25 protein-coding genes and 3 pseudogenes are annotated in these 24451 nt (G+C 70.2%); 15 read left to right on the top strand and 13 right to left on the bottom strand.

Annotated elements, in window-relative coordinates:
* Positions 1 to 39: 39 nt before the first annotated feature.
* On the top strand, positions 40 to 624 hold the full coding sequence (locus OG496_RS03415; RefSeq protein ID WP_405969494.1) for a hypothetical protein: 585 nt from the start codon (positions 40 to 42) through the stop codon (positions 622 to 624).
* Positions 625 to 759: 135 nt separating this feature from the next.
* Here the strand turns inward: OG496_RS03415 and OG496_RS03410 are convergent, their stop codons facing one another.
* Positions 760 to 1782 (bottom strand): DNA-directed RNA polymerase subunit alpha, encoded by a 1023-nt coding sequence (locus OG496_RS03410; protein ID WP_033280953.1) that lies wholly within the window; start codon positions 1780 to 1782, stop codon positions 760 to 762.
* Positions 1783 to 2143: 361 nt separating this feature from the next.
* On the opposite strand from OG496_RS03410, the gene OG496_RS03405 reads away from it, so the two are divergent.
* Positions 2144 to 2542 carry a hypothetical protein gene (locus OG496_RS03405; RefSeq protein ID WP_405969493.1) on the top strand — a complete coding sequence of 133 codons (399 nt, stop codon included), beginning with the start codon at positions 2144 to 2146 and terminating at the stop codon, positions 2540 to 2542.
* Here the strand turns inward: OG496_RS03405 and OG496_RS03400 are convergent.
* From OG496_RS03400 to OG496_RS03390, 3 genes are all read right to left on the bottom strand, one after another.
* The gene (locus tag OG496_RS03400) at positions 2511 to 2588 is read right to left on the bottom strand and encodes a hypothetical protein (protein WP_405976556.1); all 78 of its coding nucleotides are present in this window, start codon (positions 2586 to 2588) and stop codon (positions 2511 to 2513) included. The genes OG496_RS03405 and OG496_RS03400 overlap by 32 nt on opposite strands.
* Positions 2589 to 2837: 249 nt before the next feature.
* Positions 2838 to 3026 carry a hypothetical protein gene (locus OG496_RS03395; protein ID WP_405969492.1) on the bottom strand — a complete coding sequence of 63 codons (189 nt, stop codon included), beginning with the start codon at positions 3024 to 3026 and terminating at the stop codon, positions 2838 to 2840.
* A gap of 103 nt (positions 3027 to 3129) precedes the next feature.
* Entirely contained in the window at positions 3130 to 3294 is a 165-nt protein-coding gene (locus OG496_RS03390) for a hypothetical protein (RefSeq protein ID WP_405969491.1), read from the bottom strand.
* Between the two features lie 418 nt (positions 3295 to 3712).
* Between OG496_RS03390 and OG496_RS03385 the strand changes: the two are divergent.
* Positions 3713 to 4716, top strand: a pseudogene (locus tag OG496_RS03385) (IS5 family transposase).
* 540 nt (positions 4717 to 5256) lie between these two features.
* Here the strand turns inward: OG496_RS03385 and OG496_RS03380 are convergent.
* Complete coding sequence (locus OG496_RS03380) at positions 5257 to 6213, bottom strand: ScbA/BarX family gamma-butyrolactone biosynthesis protein (RefSeq protein WP_405969490.1); 957 nt, start codon at positions 6211 to 6213, stop codon at positions 5257 to 5259.
* A 109-nt stretch (positions 6214 to 6322) separates the two neighbouring features.
* Here OG496_RS03380 and OG496_RS03375 point away from each other — a divergent pair, with 109 nt between their 5' ends.
* The 4 genes from OG496_RS03375 (at position 6323) to OG496_RS03360 (ending at position 9942) form a co-directional block, all read left to right on the top strand.
* On the top strand, positions 6323 to 6985 hold the full coding sequence (locus OG496_RS03375) for a ScbR family autoregulator-binding transcription factor (protein WP_366492739.1): 663 nt from the start codon (positions 6323 to 6325) through the stop codon (positions 6983 to 6985).
* 312 nt (positions 6986 to 7297) lie between these two features.
* Complete coding sequence (locus OG496_RS03370) at positions 7298 to 7978, top strand: SDR family NAD(P)-dependent oxidoreductase (RefSeq protein ID WP_405969489.1); 681 nt, start codon at positions 7298 to 7300, stop codon at positions 7976 to 7978.
* Positions 7979 to 8068: 90 nt separating this feature from the next.
* The gene (locus OG496_RS03365; protein WP_405969488.1) at positions 8069 to 9124 is read left to right on the top strand and encodes an MBL fold metallo-hydrolase; all 1056 of its coding nucleotides are present in this window, start codon (positions 8069 to 8071) and stop codon (positions 9122 to 9124) included.
* 56 nt (positions 9125 to 9180) lie between these two features.
* On the top strand, positions 9181 to 9942 hold the full coding sequence (locus OG496_RS03360; RefSeq protein WP_405969487.1) for an SDR family NAD(P)-dependent oxidoreductase: 762 nt from the start codon (positions 9181 to 9183) through the stop codon (positions 9940 to 9942).
* 43 nt (positions 9943 to 9985) lie between these two features.
* Here the strand turns inward: OG496_RS03360 and OG496_RS03355 are convergent, their stop codons facing one another.
* Positions 9986 to 10699: a hypothetical protein gene (locus OG496_RS03355; RefSeq protein ID WP_405969486.1), complete on the bottom strand. Its 714-nt coding sequence runs from the start codon at positions 10697 to 10699 to the stop codon at positions 9986 to 9988.
* A 165-nt stretch (positions 10700 to 10864) separates the two neighbouring features.
* Here OG496_RS03355 and OG496_RS03350 point away from each other — a divergent pair, with 165 nt between their 5' ends.
* Positions 10865 to 13555 (top strand): LuxR C-terminal-related transcriptional regulator, encoded by a 2691-nt coding sequence (locus OG496_RS03350; RefSeq protein ID WP_405969485.1) that lies wholly within the window; start codon positions 10865 to 10867, stop codon positions 13553 to 13555.
* A gap of 63 nt (positions 13556 to 13618) precedes the next feature.
* Entirely contained in the window at positions 13619 to 14818 is a 1200-nt protein-coding gene (locus OG496_RS03345; RefSeq protein WP_405969484.1) for an alpha/beta hydrolase, read from the top strand.
* A 60-nt stretch (positions 14819 to 14878) separates the two neighbouring features.
* On the opposite strand, the gene OG496_RS03340 is transcribed toward OG496_RS03345, so the two are convergent.
* Positions 14879 to 15541 carry a TMEM175 family protein gene (locus OG496_RS03340; RefSeq protein WP_405969483.1) on the bottom strand — a complete coding sequence of 221 codons (663 nt, stop codon included), beginning with the start codon at positions 15539 to 15541 and terminating at the stop codon, positions 14879 to 14881.
* 195 nt (positions 15542 to 15736) lie between these two features.
* Here OG496_RS03340 and OG496_RS03335 point away from each other — a divergent pair, with 195 nt between their 5' ends.
* The 3 genes from OG496_RS03335 (at position 15737) to OG496_RS03325 (ending at position 18201) form a co-directional block, all read left to right on the top strand.
* Entirely contained in the window at positions 15737 to 16204 is a 468-nt protein-coding gene (locus tag OG496_RS03335) for a cupin domain-containing protein (RefSeq protein WP_366492747.1), read from the top strand.
* 44 nt (positions 16205 to 16248) lie between these two features.
* Positions 16249 to 17196, top strand: a complete 948-nt coding sequence (locus OG496_RS03330) for an alpha/beta hydrolase (protein WP_405969482.1) — start codon at positions 16249 to 16251, stop codon at positions 17194 to 17196.
* 102 nt (positions 17197 to 17298) lie between these two features.
* Positions 17299 to 18201, top strand: a complete 903-nt coding sequence (locus tag OG496_RS03325) for a helix-turn-helix transcriptional regulator (RefSeq protein WP_405969481.1) — start codon at positions 17299 to 17301, stop codon at positions 18199 to 18201.
* A gap of 19 nt (positions 18202 to 18220) precedes the next feature.
* On the opposite strand, the gene OG496_RS03320 is transcribed toward OG496_RS03325, so the two are convergent.
* The 6 genes and pseudogenes from OG496_RS03320 to OG496_RS03295 all read right to left on the bottom strand — a co-directional run bounded on the left by OG496_RS03320 (position 18221) and on the right by OG496_RS03295 (position 22592).
* The gene (locus OG496_RS03320; protein WP_405969480.1) at positions 18221 to 18766 is read right to left on the bottom strand and encodes a hypothetical protein; all 546 of its coding nucleotides are present in this window, start codon (positions 18764 to 18766) and stop codon (positions 18221 to 18223) included.
* A 90-nt stretch (positions 18767 to 18856) separates the two neighbouring features.
* Positions 18857 to 19663, bottom strand: coding sequence for an aminoglycoside phosphotransferase family protein (locus OG496_RS03315; protein ID WP_405969479.1), 807 nt, complete (start codon positions 19661 to 19663; stop codon positions 18857 to 18859).
* 74 nt (positions 19664 to 19737) lie between these two features.
* Positions 19738 to 20082 (bottom strand): annotated as a pseudogene (locus OG496_RS03310) (serine/threonine protein kinase); the annotation flags it as partial.
* Positions 20082 to 20747 (bottom strand): hypothetical protein, encoded by a 666-nt coding sequence (locus OG496_RS03305; protein ID WP_405969478.1) that lies wholly within the window; start codon positions 20745 to 20747, stop codon positions 20082 to 20084. The pseudogene OG496_RS03310 and the gene OG496_RS03305, both read right to left, overlap by 1 nt.
* A 382-nt stretch (positions 20748 to 21129) precedes the next feature.
* Positions 21130 to 21996 carry an RNA polymerase sigma-70 factor gene (locus OG496_RS03300; RefSeq protein WP_405976555.1) on the bottom strand — a complete coding sequence of 289 codons (867 nt, stop codon included), beginning with the start codon at positions 21994 to 21996 and terminating at the stop codon, positions 21130 to 21132.
* A gap of 11 nt (positions 21997 to 22007) precedes the next feature.
* Positions 22008 to 22592, bottom strand: coding sequence for a carboxymuconolactone decarboxylase family protein (locus tag OG496_RS03295; protein WP_405969477.1), 585 nt, complete (start codon positions 22590 to 22592; stop codon positions 22008 to 22010).
* A 144-nt stretch (positions 22593 to 22736) separates the two neighbouring features.
* Here OG496_RS03295 and OG496_RS03290 point away from each other — a divergent pair, with 144 nt between their 5' ends.
* The 3 genes and pseudogenes from OG496_RS03290 (at position 22737) to OG496_RS03280 (ending at position 24447) form a co-directional block, all read left to right on the top strand.
* On the top strand, positions 22737 to 23084 hold the full coding sequence (locus OG496_RS03290) for a DUF6479 family protein (RefSeq protein WP_405969476.1): 348 nt from the start codon (positions 22737 to 22739) through the stop codon (positions 23082 to 23084).
* A pseudogene (locus OG496_RS03285) lies at positions 23084 to 23272 on the top strand (ATP-dependent DNA ligase); the annotation flags it as partial. The gene OG496_RS03290 and the pseudogene OG496_RS03285, both read left to right, overlap by 1 nt.
* A 146-nt stretch (positions 23273 to 23418) precedes the next feature.
* On the top strand, positions 23419 to 24447 hold the full coding sequence (locus OG496_RS03280; protein ID WP_366492762.1) for a Ppx/GppA family phosphatase: 1029 nt from the start codon (positions 23419 to 23421) through the stop codon (positions 24445 to 24447).
* Positions 24448 to 24451 lie beyond the last annotated feature (4 nt).

Here is a 24451-nt window from a genome sequence, read left to right as displayed (position 1 = left end):
CTTTGCCCGTGCCCCGTCCCGTGCCGGAAAATTCTCGGCGTGGCGGACAGGGGAAGCAGCGAAGAAGAGACACCGGACGGCCTGTTGGGCTGGTGCCTGGTGGCCAACGTGGCGCGGGAGACCGCGCACGGCGAGGGCGGCCTCGACATCCAGCACGGCACGAAGCACTTCCGCACAGGTGCCCTGCTGTGGATCCCACCCGTTCCGTGGGACCCCGGCTGGGGTCGCTGGCCCGCGGTGGGCCGGCACCGCGGGAACGGCCGCCGATACGTCAACATGGTCGTGCGCGCGGACGACCTGGAGAACTTCCGGGTCAAGGGTGTCTACAGCGAGGCCCTCGTCCGCAGCCTCAACGGCTACCGGCACGACCCGGCCGCCCCGCGGACCCTGCAGGACCCGTGGACGCCCGAGCGGGCCCAGAGCTGGGCGGACGGCTGCAACAGCAACCGGGAGCCCCTCTTCATCGAGGGTCACCCCTACGCCCATCCGCGGATGTCCGTTCCCAACCCTCCGCCGGCGGAACTCCAGGTCGACGGTGAGACGCTCCATCTCGCTCACTACGGCACCAGGGGAGCCCGCTACAGCCGTACGCCACCGCCCGTGGAATGGACCCCCGAGCCCTGAGCGGGACTTTCGAAAGTCTCGCCAGGGTCTGTGCGCCGGCGCGGAGCCGGCCGAGGTTTCCCTCCGGGCCGGGAACAGTGTGGAGGTTTCCTGTCCCCGTCCGCGAAGTGTCACCAAGGCCGGCGCAGCGCGGCATCAGTACTGCTCGGTCTCCACGAAACCGGCGTCCACGTCGTCGTCGGCACCGTAGGTGTCGGCAGCGGCGGACAGGTTCAGTCCGGGCGGGCTGTCCTTGAGGCCGAGGCCCATGCCGGCCAGCTTCTCCTTGACCTCGTCGATGGACTTCGCACCGAAGTTGCGGATGTCCATCAGGTCGGCCTCGGAACGCGCCAGCAGCTCACCCACCGAGTGGACGCCTTCGCGCTTGAGGCAGTTGTACGACCGAACGGTGAGCTCCAGCTCCTCGATCGGCAGGGCGAGGTCGGCGGCAAGGGCGGCGTCCGTCGGGGACGGGCCCATGTCGATGCCCTCGGCGTCGATGTTGAGCTCACGCGCCAGACCGAACAGCTCCACCAGGGTCTTGCCGGCGGACGCCATGGCGTCACGGGGACGCATGGCCTGCTTGGTCTCGACGTCGACGATCAGCTTGTCGAAGTCGGTGCGCTGCTCGACACGGGTCGCCTCGACCTTGTACGTGACCTTGAGCACGGGCGAGTAGATCGAGTCGACCGGGATGCGCCCGATCTCCTGACCGACCTGCTTGTTCTGGACGGCGGAGACGTAGCCGCGACCGCGCTCGACGGTCAGCTCCATCTCCAGCTTGCCCTTGCCGTTGAGCGTGGCGAGGACGAGGTCGGGGTTGTGCACCTCGACACCGGCCGGGGGCGCGATGTCGGCGGCGGTGACCAGACCCGGGCCCTGCTTGCGCAGGTACATCACGACAGGCTCGTCCTGCTCACTGCTGACGACGAGCTGCTTGATGTTGAGGATCAGGTCGGTGACGTCCTCCTTGACGCCCGGCACGGTGGTGAACTCGTGCAGCACTCCGTCGATACGGATGGACGTGACCGCCGCACCCGGGATCGAGGAGAGGAGCGTACGGCGCAGGGAGTTGCCAAGGGTGTAGCCGAAGCCCGGCTCCAGCGGCTCGATCACGAACCGGGAGCGGAACTCGTCGACGACCTCTTCGGTCAACGAGGGGCGCTGAGCGATCAGCATGCGGTGTTGCCTCCAGTGGTTTGGCGCCCGCTATGTGACGCCGTAGACACCACGAAGCCTACGGGGCGGCACGGGCGATACGGTCTCTGCCGTGGCCGAACCGCCCGTCTCCCCGACCCGGCGAGGAGACTTTGGGCCGTTTACTGCCGCCCGCCGCCTCCACCCACAACCGTTTCCGCCTTGTCCATGTCCCCAGCACTCGGGTGCGCGGGACGGGCAGGCAGGGAGGTGAGGTCAGGGTCGGCTGATGTCGTGGTCATGGAGTATATGCGGCTCCAAGATCGCATCGGTCAGTGCGGGGTCGTAGGGGGCCTGCGGAGCCGGGCGGGACGGGCGATGGTGCGCGGTCACCCGGTGCCGCGTGACCAGGCGGCCCACAGACGGGCGTAGCCCCCCGCCCACCGACCGCAGCTCGTCGGGTGCCCCGCTCGACGACGCTGCCGTCGTCCATCACCACCACGACGTCGGCGGTGGCCGCCTGGGACAGACGGTGGGCGACGACGACCGCGGTACGGCCCTCGGCCGCGGCGAGGGCCGCCCGGTCGAGGGCCTGGGTGAATTGCTGTATTTGGCGCGGAGTGAGATCGACGCTTCCGGTGCCGACCAGGGTGTCCACCCCGATGCGCCTACGGCGGCGAGCGCGGCGGCCAGGTCCGACACCGAGGCGTCACGGCGGGCGAGGCGGAGGTTGTCCGCGATGGTCCCGGGGCACCGGTGGTGTTCCTGGGTCACCAGCATGATCCGGCTCCGCCGAGGGTGACCCGTCCCGAGGACGGGAGGCGCAGGCCCGCGACGAGGCTCGCCAACGTGGACTTGCCCGACCCCGTGGCGCCGACGACCGCCTAGCCGCTTCCCGGCGGGTAGTTCGAGCTGGACGCCGTGCAGCACGTCGTGGCCGGTCCCGTAGCGGTGGTGGACGTCGTGCACCACAAGTGCCGTTCCTGGACGGCCGATTGGGCCCTGCGAGCGTTCGGCCGGTGCGGGCCCGCCGAGCGTGACGCCGACGATCCTGGCGAGGCTGGCCGCCTGCTGCACACTGTCGAAGCTGCCGAGCATCATGTTGACGGGGTCGAAAAGCCCACGGGGAACAGCGCGGCCGTGGTCGCGGCGCCCACGTCGGTTGGCCCCGCGTGCACCAGGGCGTACGCCGCTACCAACACCGCGCTCAGGCCGAGGAGTTCGGCGTCGTTGAGCCGGCCGTAGAACCTCGTCGCCGCGTGCGTGGCCCGCAGTTCGTACGTCATCGCCTCCGCCGAGGCCGCTTCCACCCGGGCGTGCCGGCTCGGGCCGAGGCGCAGCGCCCGCAGCGGGGGCAGCGCGGCGTCCGTCGGCGGTGCGGCCCGTTGCTTAGTGCGGTTGCGAGGTGCGCAGATACCAGCGCAGGGCGTACGCCTGGAGTGGCACCGCGAGGAGTGCTGCGAGCGCGAACCGCCAGTCCAGGGCGGCCAGTCCGACGAGGGGCGCGGCGACCGCCGGCGCCGCCGCGACGAAGTCGCCCAGCGCTCCGGACACCACCTGGGACCCCGGTCCACGTCACCGGAGACCCGGGGACCAGATCGCTGGTGCCGCCCGCCTCGTCGACGTCCACGGGCAGGGCGAGCGCGGCCGTGACGGCGTCCTCGCGCAGCCTGGCGGCGACGGGCTGCACTAGACGGGCCGACAGTACGGCCGCGCACCAACCGGTCACGGCACCGGCCTGGGTGATACGGCCGATGGCCGTCGGCCCGGCGAGCGCGAGGGCGCTGTCGATCCCGAGGGCGGCGACGGCGGCCCACAGCATGAGCCACCGGCAGTGCTGGCGCCGGGGTGAGGGGCTGATGGGTGGCGGGTGCGGCGGTCATCTTGCCGTGGTCCTAGGGCCTGTGTGATGTCGTGATCAATCGTGCCGATCTGGATCCGTCTGGAACGCGGATCCGGTAGGAAGGCGTTCGTGACGCGCAGGCAACTCAGCGACGAGCAGTGGCAGTTGATCGAACCGTTCCTGCCGATAGGCGATTACGGTCCGTACCCTGAGCGGCTGCGTAAGCAGTTCGAGGGGGTGATCTGGCGGTTCCGCACCAGCAGCCAGTGGCGGGAGATGCCGGGCGAGTTCGGCCCATGGCCGACGGTCTACGGCCGCTTCCGCGTCTGGAGGGACGCCGGCGTCTTCACCGCATTACTGGAAGGCATGATCGCTGAGGCCGCCCGCCAGGAGCAGGCCGACTTGTCCCTGGTCAGCGTGGACTCCACCACCGTCCGTGCCCACCACGACGCCGCCGGGATGCGCATCGGCAAGGAAGTCATGGACGCCCTCGAGGAAGCCGCCGCCGACCAGGAACGGGCCCGGCAAAAGGGGGCGGCCCGCCGGAACAGAACGGACAGGACGGACGCGACGCCCCCGGCCGGGAAGAACTGCGGCACCTCAGGCGACGGCGCAAGCTCCGTCTGAAGGAAGCCCTGCTCGGCAGGTCCCGAGGCGGGCTGACGAGCAAGATTCATCTCGCTGCGGACCGCAAGTGCCGTCCCTTGTCGTTCGTCCTGACCGCGGGACAGGCTGCTGACAGCCCGCAATTCGCCCCCGTGCTGCAGAAGGTGCGGGTCCGTCTGCCGGTCGGCCGTCCCCGAACCCGGCCCGGGGCTGTCGCCGCGGACAAGGCCTACTCATCCCGCGCCAACCGCTCCTACCTGCGCAAACGCAGCATCAAGGCCGTCATCCCGGAGAAGAAGGACCAGGCCGCCAACCGGAAGAGGAAAGGCAGCCGGGGCGGCCGGCCCACAGGTCACGACGCCGATCTCTACAAGGAACGGAACACCGTCGAGCGCCTGATCAACAAGCTGAAGGCCTGGCGGGGCATCGCGACTCGATACGACAAGACGCCCGAGAGCTATCTCGCCGGCCTCCACCTCCGCGCCTCGATGATCTGGATCAACGACCTGCTGCAAGCAACCGCTTGATCACGACATCACACAGGCCCTAGGGGTGTTGGGGTGTGCCGGAGTCGGATCGGTGTTCGGTGTAGTCAATCCGGGGCTTGGGGGTGTCGGATCGGCGACTGGCTCACTGGTCTTGGGATGCGCGGACGTTGGACCAGTCCCCGATGTAACGTCCTTGAACTGCGCGGCTGTTGAACCGGCGCCGGGCGTAATGGGCCCGACGGAGATGCGCAGCAGAAGGAGGACCGAGCCGAGCAGCACCGCCGTCGCGGCCACGGTCGAGGCGACGGTGTCGGCGAACGCGCCGTCCCGGTTGGTCTCGGCCGACGAGGGGTGGGTGCCGGCTCTGCCTCAAGGACGTCGAGCTGCCGTAGGAAGAGGCGCCCGGCACCGTTCGACGGGTTCCAGAGCGCCTCGTCGGCGGGAGCTGCGTCGCAGCGTGCTGTTCGCTACGGGCGCCCGTCCTTCGAACGAACGGGCGTCCATCGCAGGTTGTCAACGGGTGAGGAAGCGCAGGTCTGTTGGACAGAGTGAACGTCAAGTCGCGACCCTGAGGGTGAGTTACCCCTTCGTCGCGAACGACAGCGTGCCGGACGCGGTCGTATCGCCGTTCTGTGTGATCTGGAAGGCCCAGCCGTCCTCGGCCGGCGCGCACTCGACATGGACGGGTGCGTTCCACTCGGTGAAGCGCAGGGCTTGCATGTGGCAGCCGTTCAGTCGGCCTGGGGAGGCTCCTGCCAGGCAGGCCGCCTGGCGGGCCGCCTCCAGGAGGACCATGCCGGGTACGTGGTCGCTCGGGTGGTCGAAGAACCGGGGGTGGCGCAGGTCGGCCGGTGCCACCAGCAAGGTTCCGGAGGGGGCGCGGACCAGCATCACGTCGCCGGGGGAAGGGACCGACACCTCGATGGGCGAGGGGCGCGCGTGCACGTTGTCCCGAATGGGGTCGGCGGCGGCGTTCGGGCCGCGGACCATCTCGTACTCCTCCTCCGACAGGACACGGACGCGTCCGAAGGCCGAGCCGAACTCCCGCCCGGCGGCGGAGAATTGGATCCGCACGTTCAGCGCGACCGGCCAGGGGACGTCGTCGACGTGGCGTACGTCGTGCACCTCGGCCCGGCACAGGACGTCGGTGGCGCCGTAACCGACAACTGGCTCAGCGCTGTTGTCCAGCTGGAAGCCGACGCTTCTGATGACGGGCCTGCTCGTGCTCGGGGCGCCGAGGAAGCGCTGGCAGATGTACAGGCCGACCTGGCGGATGGTCTCGGCGGCCAGCATCGGATCGTGCCGTTCGCCGGAACAAGAACCGGAGCCGATACCGGACGCGGCGGATGAGGCATACGAGCGCGGCCACTGCGCGGCGAGGAGGTAACGGCCGTCGGGCAGCGCTCGGGCGTCGGTGAGCAGGACTTCGGCGACCGCGTTCCGGTGTACGAGGGTCCTGGACACGCAGCTGTCCCAGCTCAGCGCCAGCTCTTCCGGGTCGGCATCGGGACGCGCGAGAGATGGTGATTCAGTCATAAAATAATAGAAGCTATGGTTCCCTGGCATCGGTGCGGGAAACGGCTGCCTGTCGGCTAGATTCACCGGAAAAGACGATCCGGCACGCAGGACAGGGACGACCGAGAATATGCAGGAACGTGCGGAAGCCACCCGACGGGCTGTTCTGGCGACGGCCGCGGTGCTGTTCGAACAGCATGGGTACGTCGGTGCGAGCATCAGCGACGTGGCGCGTACGAGCGGGTACACCAGCGGGGCGATCTATTTCCATTTCGGCAGCAAGGAAGGGCTGGCCCGGGGTGTCCTGGAAGCCCATTTCGCCGAATGGCCTCGATATGTGGAGCGTTGGGAATCACAGGAGGGTCCGGTACTCGACCGGTTGGTGGGCCTGAGCTTCGCCGTGGCCCGGGAATTCCGTGACAACGTGATCGTCCGCGCCGGCAACAGGCTCTGGAGCGAGCGCAGAACCATCCCCGTTTCCCTGCCCCGGCCCTTCGTGGGGTGGATCGACGCGGCCGCCCACATGTTGACCGCCGCCGCGCAGGCGGGGGAACTCGCCCCCGGCGTCGACGCCGAGCGCGCCGCACGCGTCCTCGTCTCCAGCTTCTTCGGGGTGCACACCGTCTCCGACGCACTGGACGACCGCCGCAACATCGAGGAAGCGGTGAGCGACCTGTGGATGATGCTGCTGCCGGGATTGCAGGCGGCGCCGGTGGATCCCGTGAAGTGCCTGGAAGGGGCGAGGAAGTTGTTGGCGGCTACTCGGGGGTGGCCTGCGCCGAGTGTGAATTGAAGGAGCGCGCAATCCGACCGGGCGTTGCCTGACTGAGGCGATGCTGCTCCCGAAGTGCACGGCCAACCGCTCAACACCCTTACCGTCGGCGCGAGTTCGCTCTGTGAGAGCTGTGCGAGTTCAAGGCGCAGCAGCAGCCGATCAGCCCGGCCGGACCGCGCCCGTCATCGCACCCTCTCTCCACGCCCCTCCGCCGGCGTGCCCTGCCCTCGCCTCCAACAGATCACCGGAATCCGGTGAGGACCGCTCACCTGCCCTACGACAAACCTGGGGTGCAGGGACTTCGGCAACGCCAGGCAAGGAGGCGGTCTCATGAGTGAGCGTGTGGCGGTGGTGGTCGGTGCGGGCGGTGGCCTGGGTCTCGCCACCGCGCTGGTACTCGCGGACGCCGGGTTCGGCGTGACGGCGGTCGACCGTACGGAGAAGGCGCTGGAGCAACTGCCCGACGGCATCCGGCGCGAGGTGGGCGACACCACTGACCCGGCCGTGGCCCGGAACGTCATCGACCGTATCGCCACCGAATCCGGACCTCCCGAGGTACTGGTGAACACCCTCGGCGCCTTCCGCCCGGGAGACGCGCTCGCCGCGACCCCCGAGGACCTGCGGGTCATGCTGGACGTCAACCTCGGCGCCGCGCTGTGGCTGAGCCAGGCCGTGGCGCCGTACATGCGCCGACGCGGCGGGGGCGCCATCGTGCACGTGTCGGCCCGGCCGGCGAGCGAGCCGACCGCCGGTATGGCCGCCTACAGCCTCGGCAAGGCGGCGCTCAACCACCTCGTCCGCATCCTCGACCTGGAACTGCGCCCGGACGGCATCCGCGTGAACGCCGTGGCGCCGCAACTCCTCGACACGGCCAGGAACCGGGCGCTGCTCCCTCCGGAGGCGCTGGCCCACGCCGTCCCGCCGGAGGCGATCGCGAACGTCATCGCCTTCCTCGCCGGCGACCTGGCTGCGGACATCAGCGGAGCGATCGTGCCGGCCTACGGCGCGTAACCCGGACAGGTAACACACCCTGTACGCCCCCGCCCCCGTACGCGTCCATTTCCATCCCATGCACATCACCCCCACTCGAAGGGAACCACCATGTCCTCGACGAACCGCCGATCGTTCCTCGCCCGCAGCGCGGTCCTGGCGGCCGTACCCACGGTCGCCGCGTTCGCCGACGGCACATTCGCCGGCCAGGCGTCCGCCGCCACTCCCACGCTGCCCGACTACGCGCCGATCCCGCCGTCCGCACTCGGCCCCGCCGTCAACTCGCAGGGCTACTACGTCGGTCGGGTGGAGCGGAATCTGTACTGGGTGACCGACGGCACGTACCAGGCGGCGTTCCTGACGACCCGTGAGGGCGTCGTGCTGTTCGACGCGCCTCCCACCATCGGGCACAACCTCCAGCGGGCCATCGACGAGATCGCCGCCGCCAACGGCGTCTCGAACAGAGTGACCCACCTGATCTACTCCCACCACCACGCCGACCACCTCGGCGCCTCGTCGTTGTTCGGCCGGCACGTGGTGCGGATCGGGCACGCCGAGAACAGGCGGCTGCTGGCCCGCGACAACGACCCGACGCGGCCGCTGCCGGACGTGACGTTCGAGAACCGGTACACGCTGCGCGTGGGCGGCGAGCGCATCAACCTGGCCTGGCACGGCACCAACCACTCGCCCGACAACATCTACATCCATCTGCCGGACCACGACACGCTCATGCTGGTCGACGTCAACCTGCCCGGCTGGGTCCCCTTCGACAGCTTCAACCTGAACGAGGACGTCCCCGCCTCGATAGCCGCCCCGGCGAAGGCCATGACGTACCCGTGGAAGCACTACATCGGCGGTCACATGGGACGGCTCGGCACCCGCCAGGACATGGTCGTCTACCAGCAGTACGTGAACGACATCGTCGACAACGTCAAGAAGGCGCTGACGGCGGTCGACCCCACGCCGTACTTCGCCAGGTACGGGGACAACGCCTGGGCCGCGGTCAAGGAGTACCAGGCCGCTCAAGTCGCCTACGCCGCCGACCCGGTGATCAAGAAGTACACCGGTGTCCTCGCCGCCGCCGACGTCTACACGGCCAGCACGACGTTCATCATCCTCGAATCGCTCCGCCTCGACCTCGGCCAGGGCTCGCAGGTCCATGCCTGAGCACAGCCCAACACACCAGCCTGAACACCGCGCCACACACCAGAAGGGGCACTGAGATGCCGGGCCGACTGGCCGGGAAAGTCTGCGTCGTCACCGGCACGGGCGGGAGCATGGGGCGTGCCACCGCCCTGGCGTTCGCCCGGGAGGGTGCCCGGGTCGTCGGGTGCGACGTCACGGTCGAAGTGGCGGAAGAGACCGTCGCGTTGGTGCGCGCCGAGGGCGGCGAGATGGTGTCGCTGCAGCCGTGCCGTCTCGACGATCCCGCCGAATCCGTCAGGCTCGTCGACTTCGCGGTGGATCGATTCGGCCGGATCGACGTCCTGTTCAACCTTGCCGCCAGGGCCCACTTCGGCTGGCTCGAAGACGTCTCCGACAAGGACTGGGACGATGCGCGCCGGGACGAGGTCGACCTGGTCCTCTACCTCACCCGGGCCGCATGGCCCCAACTCAAGGCGAGCCAGGGCGTGGTGGTGAACATGGCCTCCCTGAACGGTTCCCTCGGCTTCAAGGGCCTCCCGTCCCTGTCCCATACGACGAACAAGGCCGCGATCATCGGTATGACCCGCCAACTGGCCATGGAGGGAGCCGAGTTCGGCATCCGCGTCAACTCGATCTCACCCGGTCTGATCGAAAGCCGGGCCACCCGCGAGCAGTTGGAGAACGACGACTTCTCCCGCCAGATGCTCGGCCGAACCCTCCTGGGCCGAGTGGGCCGACCCGAGGACGTGGCGAACGCGGCCCTGTTCTTCGCATCCGACGAGAGCGCCTACGTGACCGGCGTCGACCTCGTCGTCGACGGCGGCATGAAGGTCTGGTGACCGACAACTCGCCGGTCCGGTACGGCCGTTCACCTCACCCTGTTCACCCTGTCCGGCCCACGACGAGCTCGTAGAAGATCGGCTCGCCGGTCGTCGTCACGCGGTGCTGGAACCGAGTCCGTTCCAGCACCGTGAGACGCCCGTCGGCCATCAGCCGCTCGACCGCGGCACCGAACCCGTCCGGATCCGATGCGTCCATCCACCGCTCGTCGATCGTGAAGGACACAGGAGCGCCGGGTGGCAGAACCGCGAGTGCGTTTTCAAGCGCCCGCGGTGTGGCGTGCGTGCCGCCGAACGCCCCTGCTGACACCAACCCCCCTAGCGCGTACGGCCATAGAGCCTCGCGGAGTGCGTCGGGGTGCAGGAAGTCGCCGACCACGTAGTCGGCGTAGACGCCCGGCCGGTCGCGCAGACTCGCCTCGCGCGCCGCCGGCAGCGCGTCGACCCCGACAACCTGAGCTACGCCCCCGCCACGCACGAGTTCGCCGACCAAGCCCGTGCCGGAGCCGACGTCGAGGACCGTCAGCGAGCCCGGCTCCAACCCGAGGCGCTCGGCCGCGCGCAGGAAGCCCGCCGCCGCGACCTGTGGTGACCGGCACTGGAGCAGCTCCTGGACGACATGCTCGTAGAGGCCGGGCACGGCGTAGATCCGTGTGTACTCGTGCAGGTGCAGCAACTCGTGCTCGCCCAGCGCGATGTACTCGCCGTCGGTCTCCGGCGGGCCGAGCAGACGGACGCCCGCAAACACATCTGACATGTCCGCGAGGCTATGCGAACGCGTTTGCGTGCTGCCACCAGTTGCCGGCAGTCGAAGCCCTTGATCTTCTACTGGATACGGCCCCAGCGCATGCCCAGGATCACCGCCGTGCAGGCGACAGTTCGCCGCCGGGATGACGTGATGCGCATCGGCTACTCTGACCGCGTGGCTGACGGACATCGCGCGACCCCCTACCTGCGGGCCACAGCGGGTTCGGGCCGCTCAGCAGGTCGAGGCCGACCCGGGCTCATCGACCGCCGCGACCTCGTCGCCGCCCTCGACCGTGCCGCCGAGAAGCAGGTGACACTCGTCTCCGCGCCCGCCGGCAGCGGGAAGACGTCGTTGCTGCGCACATGGGCGGACCGGCCTGACCAGGATCGTCGTATCGCGTTCGTGTCCGTGCGGCCGGGGCAGCGGGACGGGCAGTTGTTCTGGCTCGCTCTGCTGGAGGCGGTCCGCGCCGCGGCCGGTACCGAAGATGTGGGGGAGCCGTCGGCCGTGACGCCCGGCTCCGACGGCGGTGCGGTCAGGGACAAGGTGCTGGCCGAGATCACGGCATCCCGGAAACCCTTCTTCCTCGTCATCGACGACCTCCACGAGCTCGGATCCGCCGCGGCCGTCGAGCAGTTGGGGACACTGCTGACGAGCCTTCCCCAGGGCGTCCACGCGATCGTGGCCACCCGCCGTGACCCGTCGCTGCGCCTGCACAAGCTGCGGCTGGCCGGCGAACTCGCCGAGATCCGCGCCGCGCAGCTCCGCTTCACCGAGGCCGAGACCCGCGAACTCCTGGCCGCCACCAAGATCGTGCTGCCCGACTCGGTGGCAGACAAGCTGCATCAGCGGACCGAGGGCTGGGCTGCCGGGCTGCGGCTCGCCGTGCTCTCGCTGGCCGGGCACCCGGATCCCGAGCGGTTCGTCGCCGAGTTCTCCGGCAGCCACCGTACGGTCGCCGAGTACCTGCTGGCCGAGATGCTGGAGCGCCAACCACCGCACGTGCAGCGGCTGTTGCTGCGTACCTCCCTGCTCGACCGCGTCAACGGCGAGCTGGCCGATCTGCTCACGGACGCGACCGGGTCGGAGCGCATCCTGCTGGATCTGGAGGACGCCAACGCGTTCGTCGTGGCGCTCGATCCCGGCCGGACCTGGTTCCGCTACCACCACATGTTCGGCGATCTGCTCCGGCTGGAACTGCGCCGGACGCTCCCCGGGAACATCCCGGAGCTGCACCGGCTGGCCGCGCGGTGGTTCGCCGGACACGCCCAGGCCGGCGACGCCGTCCGGCATCTGCAGGCCGCCGGAGAGTGGGCCGAGGCAGCTCACCTGCTCGCCGATCACACTGTCAGCCTCACCCTGGACGGACAGGCCGGAACTGTCGTCGCGCTGCTGCACGCCTTCCCCGCCGGCACCGGCGAGGAACGCCCTGAGCTGGCCCTCGTGCACGCCAACGCCGACCTGCACCAGCACCGCCTGGACGAGGCCCAGGCGCACCTCGACATCGCCCGGTCGTACGCCGGGACGACGGCGCCCGACCGCAGGCCTCGGCTGCGGATGGCGATCGCGTCCCTGGACCTGCTGCTGGCCCGGCTGCGCGGGCACTTCGACGCCGTGTTCGAGCAGGCCGACGCCCTGCCGTCCCCGACCACCGGCCAGTCCACCACCGAGGTCGCGCTCGCCGGCGACCTACGAGCGCTCGCCCTGCTGAACCTGGGCGTCACCGAGGCCTGGTCGCTCCGGCTCGACGACAGCGAGCGGCACCTTCTGGAGGGCGCCGCGCTCGCCCACGACATCGGCCGCCCCTATCTGGAGGTGGCCTGCCTCGCCCACCTCGGATTCGCTTCCGGCAACCGCTCCTTCACCCTGGTCCGGCGCCGCTGCGAGGAAGCGCTGGCGCTGGCCGACCGGTACGGCTGGGGCGCCGAGCCGGTCATCGTGCCCGCGCAGGTGTCCTTCGCCGGGACGCTGATCTGCGCGGGCGAGTTCGAGCAGGGGCAGCAGTGGCTCGACCGCGCCCGGCGCGCCACGCAGTCCGAGGGCGAGCCCGGTGTCCGGCTGCTGGTGCATCTGGTCTCCGCGATGCTTCCGGCGGCGCGGGGTCAACTCCAGGAGACCTTGGCCGAGTTGACCGCCGCTGAGCAGGTGCAGTCACACATGAGGGGCGAGCACGGGCTCTGGTCCCGGGTGATCGGCTGGACGGCGGCCACCCAGGCCCGCCTCGGCATGCTCGACCAGGCCCGGGCCACCCTCGCCGCCCTCGACGAACGGCGGGCCGCCACCGGCGAGATCCGCACCGCGGCCGCGGTGATCCGCCTCGCCGAGCAGGACCCCGCCGGCGCCCGCCGCGAACTCCGGCCGGTCCTCGACGGCACCGCCTCCGTCAACTCCCTCCTCACCCCGATCGAGGCCCACCTCCTGGACGCGCTCGCCTGCCGCGACCTCGGCGACGAGCGAGCGGCGGTAACGGCCGTGGAGCAGGCGCTGAACCTCGCCGAAGCGGACCGGATGATCCTGCCCTTCGCGATGACCGGCGCCTGGGAGCTGCTGGAGGCCCTGCCGCTGCGGACGTCGCACGCCGCGCTGGTCTCCGACATCCTGGACGTCGTCCGCGGCACCGCCGGCGGCGGACCGGACCGGCCGTCTCCGGTACCCACCGAGAACCTCAGCCCGAGCGAACTGCGCGTCCTGCGCTACCTGCCGACGAACCTCACCCGCCCCGAGATCGCCGGCGAACTCTCGGTCTCGCTGAACACCGTCAACACCCACATCCGGCGGATCTACGCCAAGCTCGGCGCCGGCGACCGGTCCGCGGCGGTGCAGCGCGGTCGTGAGCTGCGGCTCCTGTCGAACGGCCGCGGCTGAGGACCGTACGATCACCGGATTCCGGCGACGCGGACTCACCTGTCCGCCCACGACGATGGGGCCATGGGTGATGACCCCCTCCTGTACCAGATCCGGGTCTGCGGCCACCTCGGTCCCACCCTGCTGATGGCGTTCCCGGCGTTCGCGCCCGAGCAGCAGGGCACCGAGACCGTGCTCACCGGGCTGCTGCCGGACGCCTCGGCGCTCTACGGCGTCCTCGCCGAGGTCGAGGCACTCGGCCTCGACCTCCTCGAAGTACGCAGAGTCCGGCCCCCGCAAGACCTCTCGGTCCGGCCGATCGTGCGACCGGACCAGCCTCCACCGAAGGGAGAACGTTCCGTGAGCACCGAGCAGCAGAACACTCTCGACGCGATCCTGCGTCAGTCGGCCCTTCCCGTCGGCAGTGACGTCGGCGAACAGCGGCGCCTGCTCCGTGAGTTGACGTCGGCGCAGCCCCTGCCCCCCGACGTGACCATGACGTCGACCACGCTGGGCGGTGTCCCCGTCGCCACGATCACGGTCGACGGAGTCGAACCCCGGCACGTCGTCCTGTACTTCCACGGCGGCGTCTACGTTCTGGGCGACGCCGCGAGCGCCGCAGGCCTGGCCTCGCAGGTGGGCCGGCGGACCAGCGCCAAGGTCTACTCCGTCGACTACCGGCTCGCCCCCGAATACCCGTATCCGGCGGCGGTGGACGACGCCCTGGCGACCTACGAAGCCCTCCTGAAGGACGGCATCGCCCCCTCGGACATCGTCCTCGCCGGGGAGTCCGCGGGCGGCGGACTCGTCGTCGCCACCCTGGTCAACGCCCGCGACCGCGGACTGCCCCTGCCCGCCGCGGCCTACGTCATGTCGCCGTACGTCGACCTCACTTTGGCCGGGGCGAGCATCGAGACCAAGCGTGAGGCCGACCCGCTGCTCAGCCGGGAGCTTCTCGAACCCCGGGTCACCGACTACACGGCGGGACAGGATGCCGCTCTCGGCCTGATCAGCCCCGTCTTCGCGGACCTGTCCGGGCTGCCGCCCCTGATCATCCAGGTCGGCAGCCACGAGGTCCTCCTCGACGACGCCGTACGCCTCGCCCAGCAGGCTGCCGCCGCGGACGTAGAGGTCACGCTGGAGGTCACGCCTCGGGTCCCGCACGTCTTCCAGGCCTATCAGCCGCTCCTCGACGAAGCGGCCGTAGCGCTGGACCGGGCCGGAGAGTTCCTGTCCGCGCGGCTGGACAGGGCGGACAGTGCTACCGGAAAGCCGGTGTCGTAGGAACCCGGCGACGACCTCTCACCCGACCACTGGCGTCGTTGTCGTCGGCGAGCCCCCGGCTCAATCCTCCGAAGCCTGCTGCCCGTTACGGCTTCTGCGTGCGTCGACGACCGAGTCGGCGACCGGGACCACGATCCAGCAGAGGTAGGCCCAGTGGGTGAAGAGCGAGACCGGGATCGACACCAGGAAGCCCAGTGCCACCATGCCGAGGCGGCGGATGGCCCGGGTGAAGAGCTCGGGCGGGGTGCCGGGGCGCTGGAGGCCGTCGCGGGGGACCTCGCGGACCATCAGTATGAACAGGAGACAGGCCAGGAACTGCACGACGGCGTAGAAGACGAACCGCGCCTGGAACGCTCCGTGGCCGCCGATCACATCGGTCGCGAACGGGGTGACGACCAGCATGAGCAGCCAGTACATGGTGAGGGCCGTCAACCGGCTGTTGGTCGCCGTGACGTAGCGGAACACCCGGTGGTGGGAGCGCCAGTGCGCGGCGATCACCACGAAACTGATCATGAACGCCAGATAGCTCTCGCGGTGTGACGTGGCCGAGTGCCACAGCTCGGAGTTGGTCGAGCCCTCCGGTACCGGAAGTTCCAGAGCCAGCAGCGTGAGCGCGATGGCGACCACCGCGTCCCCGAAGAACGTGAGCCGCTCGCCGGAGACCGCCCGGGCCTCCATGTCCTCGTCCTCGGACGGCAGTTCTTGATCAGTCGAGACATCCATGGCAGCAGAGAATGCCACAAGCCGGAGGGCGTCCCGGACGCGCCCGGCACCGAGCGCCGGGCCAGGGGAGTGGTACTGCTGGTCCTACCCACACGGCTGGCGACCGCCGCGCGGAGAAGAGGATCATCGGACGGACAGGGCACGGCCCCGACCGGAGACACCTCAGACAGCTGATCGCGCAGAACGGACAGCCGCATGACCATGGCCTACCTCGCACAGCCCGAGCAGCAGCAGAGACTCGAATGGCTCGACGGCGGCGAGTTCGCCGTACTCCTCGATGCCGCGGCCACCGGCGGACAGTTGACGGTGGGACGGTTCTCCGTCGCCAAGGGCGAGGCACCGCCGTACCACAAGCACACCCGTGAGGACGAGGTCTTCATGCTCATCAAGGGGAGTGCGCTGCTGTGGTGCGACGACGAGGAGATGGAGCTGTCGGAGGGCGGCATCGTCTTCCTGCCGCGGAACGTGCCGCACGGCTACCGGATCACCTCCGACACGGCCGACCTGCTGATGATCTGCACGCCCGGTGGCATCGAGGGCATGTTCCGGCACGCGGGACGTGACCTCACGACCCCGCGCCCCGAGGGCTTCGAGATCTCGCGGGACATCATGGCCGAGGCCGCCGACATGTACGGCCAGATCATCGTCGGCCCGCCGCGCTGACCCACAGCTCCACCGCACCGACCGGAACCACGAAAGGCACAGCCATGTCCCGGCAACAGCGCCAGGCCCTCGACGAGATGCTGCGGCACGGCCCGCTCGACCTCGGAGGGGACGTGGCCCAACAGCGCGCCCTCTTCCACGACATGATGACGTCCATCCCGTTGCCGCCCGACGTCTCGACCACCGAGGGAGAACTGGGCGGTGTACCGGTCGTCACCGTCGAGACGCCGGGGAACGACCCGGCGAGCGTCCTGCTGTATCTGCACGGCGGCGCGTACGTCATCGGCTCGGCGGCCGACGCCGCGGGTCTGGCCGCCGAGGTCTCCCGGCGCACCGGTGCCCGCGCCGTCTGCGTCGACTACCGGCTGGCCCCCGAACACCCCTTCCCCGCGGCGATCGACGACGCCCTGGCCGTGTACCGGGCCCTGCTCGACGACGGAACTCCCAGTACGGCCATCGCCTTCGTCGGGGAGTCCGCGGGCGGCGGTCTCGTCGCCGCGACACTGGTCGCCGTCAAGGACGCGGGCCTGCCCCAGCCCTCCTCGGCCGCGGTCTTCTCCCCGTGGGCCGACCTGAGCGTGTCCGGCGACAGCGCGGTGAGCAAGGCGGCGGTCGACGCCTCACTGACCCCGGAAGGCCTGCGCACCCGCGCCCGCGACTACCTCGGCACCACGGACCCGACCACCCCGCACGTCAGCCCCGTCTTCGCCGATCTGACCGGCCTGGCGCCCCTGTTCATCCAGGTCGGCTCGTACGAGATCCTCCTGGACGACGCTGTACGGCTGGCCGCGCGCGCCGCCGAGTACGACGTCCACGTAGAACTCCAGGTCTGGCCCGAAGTCCCGCACGTTTTCCAGGCGTTCGCGGCGATGCTCGACGAGGGCGCCGCCGCGCTCGACGCTGCCGGAGCCTTCATCCGGGCCCGGTGGGCCGAGGACTCCGACACCGACAAGCCGGACGAGGCATTGCCGGCGGCCGGGGCCTCGTCGTAGGTGGACGAGGGACGACGGCACGGACCGGCGGAGAGTAAAGACTCCGCCGTCCGGAGGTTGAACGTCCCTGTGCGGCGCGCCAGTTGAACAACAATGTGTTCCATGGCTACGACGAACCACTTTGGCATCGCTCTGCGAGGGTGGCGCGAGCGCGTGTCGCCGCAGGACAGCGGGCTGGAGGCGGGCGGGGACCGGCGCATCCCCGGGCTGCGCCGGGAGGAACTGGCCCGGCTGGCCGGCCTGTCGGTCGACTACGTGGTCCGGCTGGAACAGGGGCGCGCCCGGAATCCCTCGGCCCAGGTCGTCACCGCGCTGGCCAGAGCGCTACGGCTCGAACCGTCCGAGCGCGACCACCTGTTCCGCTGTGCCCACCTCGCACCGCCCCCGGCAGGGAACGTGTCCCGGCACGTCCCCGCGAGGGTGCACCGGCTGGTGGGCCAGCTGTCCGGCAACCCCACCGCCGTGTTCGCCGCCGACTGGACCCTCATCAGCTGGAACGGGATGTGGAACGAGGCGGTCGGTGACCCCCGGACGTACGGCTGGAGCGAACTCAACCTCGTGGCCGGCATGTTCCGGTCCAGCGGTGGACGACGGCGGGAGCCGATCGCGGCCTGGCCGGTGCGGTCCTGGGCGGGCGACGCGGTCGAGGAGGAGGACCTGGTCGCCGACCTGCGGTTGACGGCGGCCGCCCATACCCATGACGCGCGGCTCGCCGCCTTCATCGACCGCATGCTGCACGACAGCGGGCGCTTCGCCCGCCTCTGGTCCAACGGCACCGCCCGCACCAATGTCGGCGACCGCAAGACCGTCGAGCATCCCCGGGTGGGGAACATCGACCTCGACCTCGACGTCGTGATGGCCGCGGGCACCGACCTCAGGATCGTCACGTACACGGCGGCGGTCGGGACGGCCGACGCGGAGAAGCTGGACGCTCTGCGCGCGACCTGTCCGGAGCCGGATCGGGGCCTGGCCCACGCCATGTCGGGGCGCGACGCCCCGAGTTGAGGACGAAGACTGCGGCCCGTCAGCCCTCTTGGTCCCCGTCCGCGACGGACAGGGCATCGGTGATCAGGCGGGTGGCGAAATCCTGGTCGTCGGTGATGCGGTTGATGTGCTCCGCGAGCAGAAAGGCCGTGGCCTCCAGCGGAGTCATCTCCTCCTTGGTCCAGTCCCCGTACTGCGCACGCCACAGGTTCGGGCTCAGCCCGGTGCCCGCGGCGATGGCCAGCCCGGCCATCATCGGGATGGCCTCTGGGCGCACACTCCTGGGCATCATCTGCATCGTGGCCACGAGGCTGGGCACCACGTACTCGATGACGTCCTTCTCGTGCTCCTCGTGAGCCTTCCGCAGCCACGTCATGAACATGTAGATCAGCGTGCACGTGCCGTCCAGCATGTCATTGAGCCCCTTGGCCCCCAGCGTCGCGATGAACTGGTCCATCAACGCCCGCTGTTCGGGATCGGTCGCACTCTTCCCGTCATGAACGGTCTTCAGCCGGGAGTCGATCATCATGATCGCCGCACCGACATCACCGACAGGAGCGTGCGAGGGGTCGCAGGGCGATGACACAGGAATCCTCCTCGGGTGACTGCGGTGGGTAACTCCGCGTGTTCGTACAGTAGATGGCCGGTGCGGTCGGGGGCGGGGGTTTATCGGGTTTTACGGCCACGGGGTGGTGGAGTCCGGATTCTTCCGGTGGGCGGGGGAGGGCGCTTGCAGTGCGCTCTCGAACGCGGGCCGATGGGCGGAGGTGTGGGCGTACTCCCGCTCGGACCAGGCGACGCGGGCGCCGATCAACTCGTCCTCGACTGAACGGCGTTCGGGTCCGCTGAGCCGTGCCCGCCACCAACTCGCGTTCAGGATCTGCCGGTTGAGCATTGCGTTGACGAGTTTGGCGCGATCGGACGCGTCGAGGCCGTAGGCATCGGCGAGGACCCGCACCTGGGCTGCCTGCACCGCCGCGGGCTGAGCAGTGGCCCGGGAGGAGACGCACCAGGTCCAGGCTGCGTAACCGACGTCTTCGAGAGGATCGCCGGGAGCGGCGGTGTCGAAGTCGATGAAGGCGTAGGGCAGGCCGTCGCGGAACACGGTGTTGTTCGGCCCGGGGTCGTGATGACAGACGACGGTGCACGGCTCGGCGAGCGCGCTGCCGCGGGTGGCGTCGTGGAGAGAGCGGAGCAGGGCCCCGGCCGCGGCGACCTGTGCGTCGGTCCAGTACTGGAAGCGCCGAGGCACATTGCCGGGCAGGTAGCTGAACGTGTCGCGTCCGGCTTCGTCGAGGCCGAGGTGGCGGGGCGCTCCAGTGAAGCCGTGCTGTTCGAGGTGACCGAGGAGTCGCGCGACGAAGGGCGAGGCTCGCGTGGTGGGGCGGCGGACCGTGTCGCCGACGCGTACGACGCCGGGGGTGATGCGGCCTCCGGACAAAGGGACTTCGCCGACTTCGGCGGGCGGGTGCGACTGCTCCATTCATCGGTCCCATCTCGGCCCAGGAACTCTCTGGTGTCCTCAGACGCTGAAGCGTTCCACGAGCCTCCTCATCGTCGCACCACCCGCGCCGGCAGCGGTCCGCACTCCGCCACGGCCTCGGCCAGCGACGGCCCCGGCACGAACGCGGTCGCCAGCCAGGGCGCCGGGCCCTCCGTGTCCGTGCCCAGCACCGGCACCACCCACGGGCTGTCCACCCCGCGCGCGGAGTCCGCCTCACGCCGGAACCGGGCCCGGAACTCCGCCTGTTGGGCGAACTCGGGCTGGATCACCTTCACCGCGGCGAGTTCCCCGGCCTCACCGCGCGCCAGGTAGACCACGCCCATGCCGCCCGCGCCCAGACGCCCCAACAGCCGGTATCCGCCGAGCCGCGACGGATCGGTGGGAAGCAGCCGCTCCATCACGACCCGCCCTTCGTGCCCGACCCGGATGGACTCGGCTCACCGGACGCCGACCCGCCGGAGCGTCCGATCTCCTGTTCCACCCTCAGCAGCATCCTCGGAAGCACCTCCGCCACAAGGGAGTTGAGCTCTTCCTCGCTACGGCCGCGCCCACCGCACACGGACGTACCGCTCACCACCGAACCCAGCACGGCCTGTTGCCACCAGTACGGGTACGGACCCCCGTGCGTGTCGCTGATGCACTGTCCCGTCTCCAGCAGCAGATCGTCGCCGCTGGTGTTGCCGCCCTCGCCGCGCGCGAACGACAACGACTGCAGCCCGGTAAGGCGTTCACCGGGCCGCTGGGTCTGTTCGGCGCAGTCGAGGTCCTCCTCCAGCATCCTGGCCTGCTCCCACGACGCGTCCAACGCCGTGCGGTGCACGGTGACCGTGGCCGACAGCCGGACGGCCCCCTTCGCACTGGACGCGGGCACCTCGAAGTGCCGGGTCAGCGTGGCCAACGCGTCGCCGGGTAACGGGCGCAGCCGCCACAGACAGTCGTCACCCAACACCGCCCACTGCCCCGGATCACTCTCGTACGGCGTGGCCCGCACCACCCCGGTCCCGAACAACTCCGGGCCGGAGATGACCTGTTGGATCAGCGCCCGAGCCTGCGCCGCGGTCATCGGTTCCCTGCTCGGATCCGTCCCAGGGGTGGCCGACGCCGTGGGCCGCGAGTCGGCCGTACTGCTCCGGGCCGTCCCGGGCGATGTCGTCGGCGGCGACGCGGAACCGCCGCCACCCCCAGTGCACCCCACCACCAGGGCTCCGCAGACCGCCGCCACCCCGCCGACACGCAGTGCTCTGGCATACGCCACGACGTCGCCCCCTCCACGGCCTGCCGTGCGGCCGACCCCATGCCAGTACCGATGCGCACGGTCACAGGACGGTTCCCCGCCCGCCGCGGCTGTTTCCGGCTGCGCACAGGATGCGTACAGACGAGTCGAGCGTAGTGCCCGGGCGCCTCAACTCACCCTGTGCAGAGGGCAGTTCGGAGCGGCGGCAGATTCACCTGACGAGTTCGGTCGGTTCGTCCAACTGCGTCAGCTTCCGCGGATTGCGCACCACGTAGATCCGGGTGACCCGGCCGTCCTCCACCACGACACTGATCGCGGACGGTTCGCCGTCGAACTCGATCCGGCCCGCCGGCTCGCCGTTGAGCCACACGACCGTGGTGTCGAGCGCGGCCACCAACTCGTGCGCGCGGGCGAGGATCGGCGCCACCGACTCGACGCCGTGGATGGGAGCGAGCGCGGCGGGAACGACCCCGCCACCGTCGGTCACCAGCACCACGTCCGGTGCCATCACCTCCATCAGTTCCTGCAACTGCCCGGTCCGCAGGGCGAGCAAGAACCGTTCCACGACGGCCTGTTGCTCCGACCGGCTCACCCGCACCCGGGGCCGTCGGGCCGCCACGTGCTCCCGGGCCCGCCGCGCGACCTGCCTCACCGTGGCTGCGGACTTCCCGATGACCTCGGCGATCTCGCCGTACGGCAGCTCGAAGACCTCGCGCAGCACGAACACCGCCCGCTCGGTGGGCCCGAGCGTCTCCAGCACGGTCAGCATCGCGATCGAGACGTTCTCCGCGAGCTCGACGTCCTCGGCGACATCGGGACTGGTCAACAAGGGTTCCGGCAGCCACTCGCCCACGTACTCCTCACGTCGGCGCGACACCGTGCGCAGCCGGTTGAGCGCCTGCCGGGTGACAAGCCGGATCAGGTACGACCGCGGGTCCCGCACCTGTGACCGGTCGACGTCGGCCCACCGCAGCCAGGACTCCTGCAGCACGTCCTCCGCGTCGGCGGCCGACCCGAGCATCTCGTAGGCGACCGTGAACAGGAGGCCCCGGTGGGCGACGAACGGGTCCTCGGTCACGTCGTCGGCAGTCATGCCGTCGACGCTACGTCGGCGGCGGCGTGCCCCGTCCGGGAAGCCAGCGGAATCTCGCACGAGTCCGAGTAGCCCTGCGAGGTGATCCCGTGCGCGGTGTTGCACCTGGCCGCCATGTTGGCGAAGCCGATGAACACGGTGAGTTCGACGAGCGCGGCCGGGCCGAGCCGGTCGAGCAGGCTCTTGGACAGCTCGTCGGTGACGGTCGGCGGTGTGTTCGTCATGGCCTCCGCGTACGCGAGCACGTCACGCTCCAGCGGTGTGAACACCTCCGACTGCCGCCAGCGCGGCACCTGGCTCGCCTTGGCCAGGTCGAGGTTCTGGTTCAGCGCGTGGAAGTAGTTGACGTCGAGGCACCAGCTGCAGCCGACCTGGGCAGCGACAGCCATGTGCGCGAACGTCTTGAGGCTCGGGTCGGCCGCGTCCCACGCACCCACCTTCGCTGCGAACTCCTGGTTGGCCGCGGCGAGTTGGGGCTGGTTCCACAGAACTTCGACGGGCTCGGGCACGGTCCCGAGTTGCTTGATCATGTTCTCGCGCAGCTCGGCGGGAAGCTCGGCCTTGGGAACGCGAAGCGTCACGGTGTTCTCCTTGTATGTGGTGCACGTGTGCCTGGGTGGCTGTTCGACATGAAGACACCGGCCGGCCCGCGGATGTGACACCGGGACCGGGGGCTCCGGTCGGCCACTGTGCTTGGCCCCTTCGCGCGGGGGTACCCGGCCGCCATGATGATCGCCGAGAACGAACACATGGACCTCGCCGCATCCGGCGCCGCCATGGGCCTGGTGGTGGCCTTCGCCGGTGGACTCGTCATCGTCGCGCTGCTGGTATGGGCCGTCCGATTGGGCATCGACGTACGGCAGCGGGAACCGGCGCCGCCGCGGCCGGACGAGCAGCCCCGACTGCCGGAATCCGGTGCCGTCCGGGAGATCCGGGAACAGCGGGAGCCCGACGAAATGCCGCGCACCCCCGACGGCGAGCGGCTCCTGCCGCACGACCTCCACCACTCCGGAAGCCGGCGCAGCGAGAACCAGGAGCGTCCGCGCTGGAACGAGGGGCCCGGCGGTTCCTGATGGCCGGCACCCGGAGCGCGGCCGGCATCCGGACCGTGCGGGCGGGCCGCCGCAGCCTCGACATCCACCGGCCCGACAAGGTGCTGTTCCCCGCCGACGGGAACGGCAAGGAGTACACGAAGGGCGACCTCGTCGCGTACTACCGGGCGATCGCCCCCTTGATGCTGCCGCATCTGCGGGGACGCCCGCCCCTGGGCGGGACTGGCGAGTCGGGGACGTTCCCTCGCCCCGGCCGGGCGGCGACTGGACGACCTGCGCGGCTGAGTGACCAACGCCTCGAAACGAAGATCAATCAGGACGACTGACGGATCGGCCTCGGGGTACTCACCGGTTCATGCGAATGAGTGTGGTGGACGTGGGGTCGAACACGGTGCGGCTTGTGGTGGCGGACCTGGAGGACGGCGTACCCCTGCCCGTGCACACGGCCAAGTGGAAGCTACGGCTCTCCGAGCGCGTCGGCCAGCCGTACGGGGAGATCCCCGAGGACTCCGTACGCCACCTCGTGAAGGCGGTGTCGGCCGCCGCGGAAACCGCCCGCAGTTGGGGCGCCGCAGGCCCACTCGCCTTTGCCACAGCGGTGGTTCGCGGCGCGCCGAACCGGCCCGACGTGCTCCGCGCGGTGCGCACCGAGACCGGCGTACGGCTGTGCACGCTGCCGGGAGAGGTCGAGGGCGAGCTGACCTTCCTCGGCGCCCGCCGCTGGATGGGCTGGCGCGCCGGTCCGCTCGCGCTCTTCGACATCGGCGGCGGTTCCTTCGAAGTCGCCTTCGGCCGCGGCAGGTTGCCCGACTTCGTCGCGTCCCTGCCGCTCGGCGCGGGCCGGCTGACCCGGGACTTCCTCTACGGCCAGGACCCGCCGCCCGAGCGCGCGGTGAAGGCGCTGCGTCGCGAGGTACGGCACCAACTGCGGGACGTGGCCGCACGGATCCGCTGGGAAGGTCCCCGCACCACCGTCGTGACATCCCGCACCTTCCAACAGCTGGCCCGGCTCTGCGGCGCCGCTCCCGGACGCCAAGGTCCCTTTGTGGAACGGCGGTTGGCGCGGGCGGACCTGCGCGTGGGCCTCGACCGGCTGGCCGCCCTCGCCGCCCCCGACCGGGCCCTGCTCCCCGGCGTCTCGGCACCGCGGGCCGCGCAGAGCCTGGCCGGAGCCGTGGTCGGGCACACGGTCATGAAGCTCACCGGCATCAAGACCGTCACCGTCTGCCCCTGGGGAATCCGCGAAGGAATCCTGCTGCGGTACATCGAGGACGGCGGGGCCTGGTGGACGGAGATGACGCGGCGCAGCGACGACACCGAAGCGGCAGGAGCGGTCGCCCTGCGGATCGCACCGGTGCCGAAGCCGAGACCCGCCGGCGGGTAGCGAA

Source organism: Streptomyces sp. NBC_00988 (assembly GCF_045162645.1).
Taxonomy (GTDB): Bacteria; Actinomycetota; Actinomycetes; order Streptomycetales; family Streptomycetaceae; genus Streptomyces.
The sequence above is the reverse complement of the archived record's forward strand: the minus strand, read 5'-3'. Positions and strand labels throughout refer to the sequence as shown.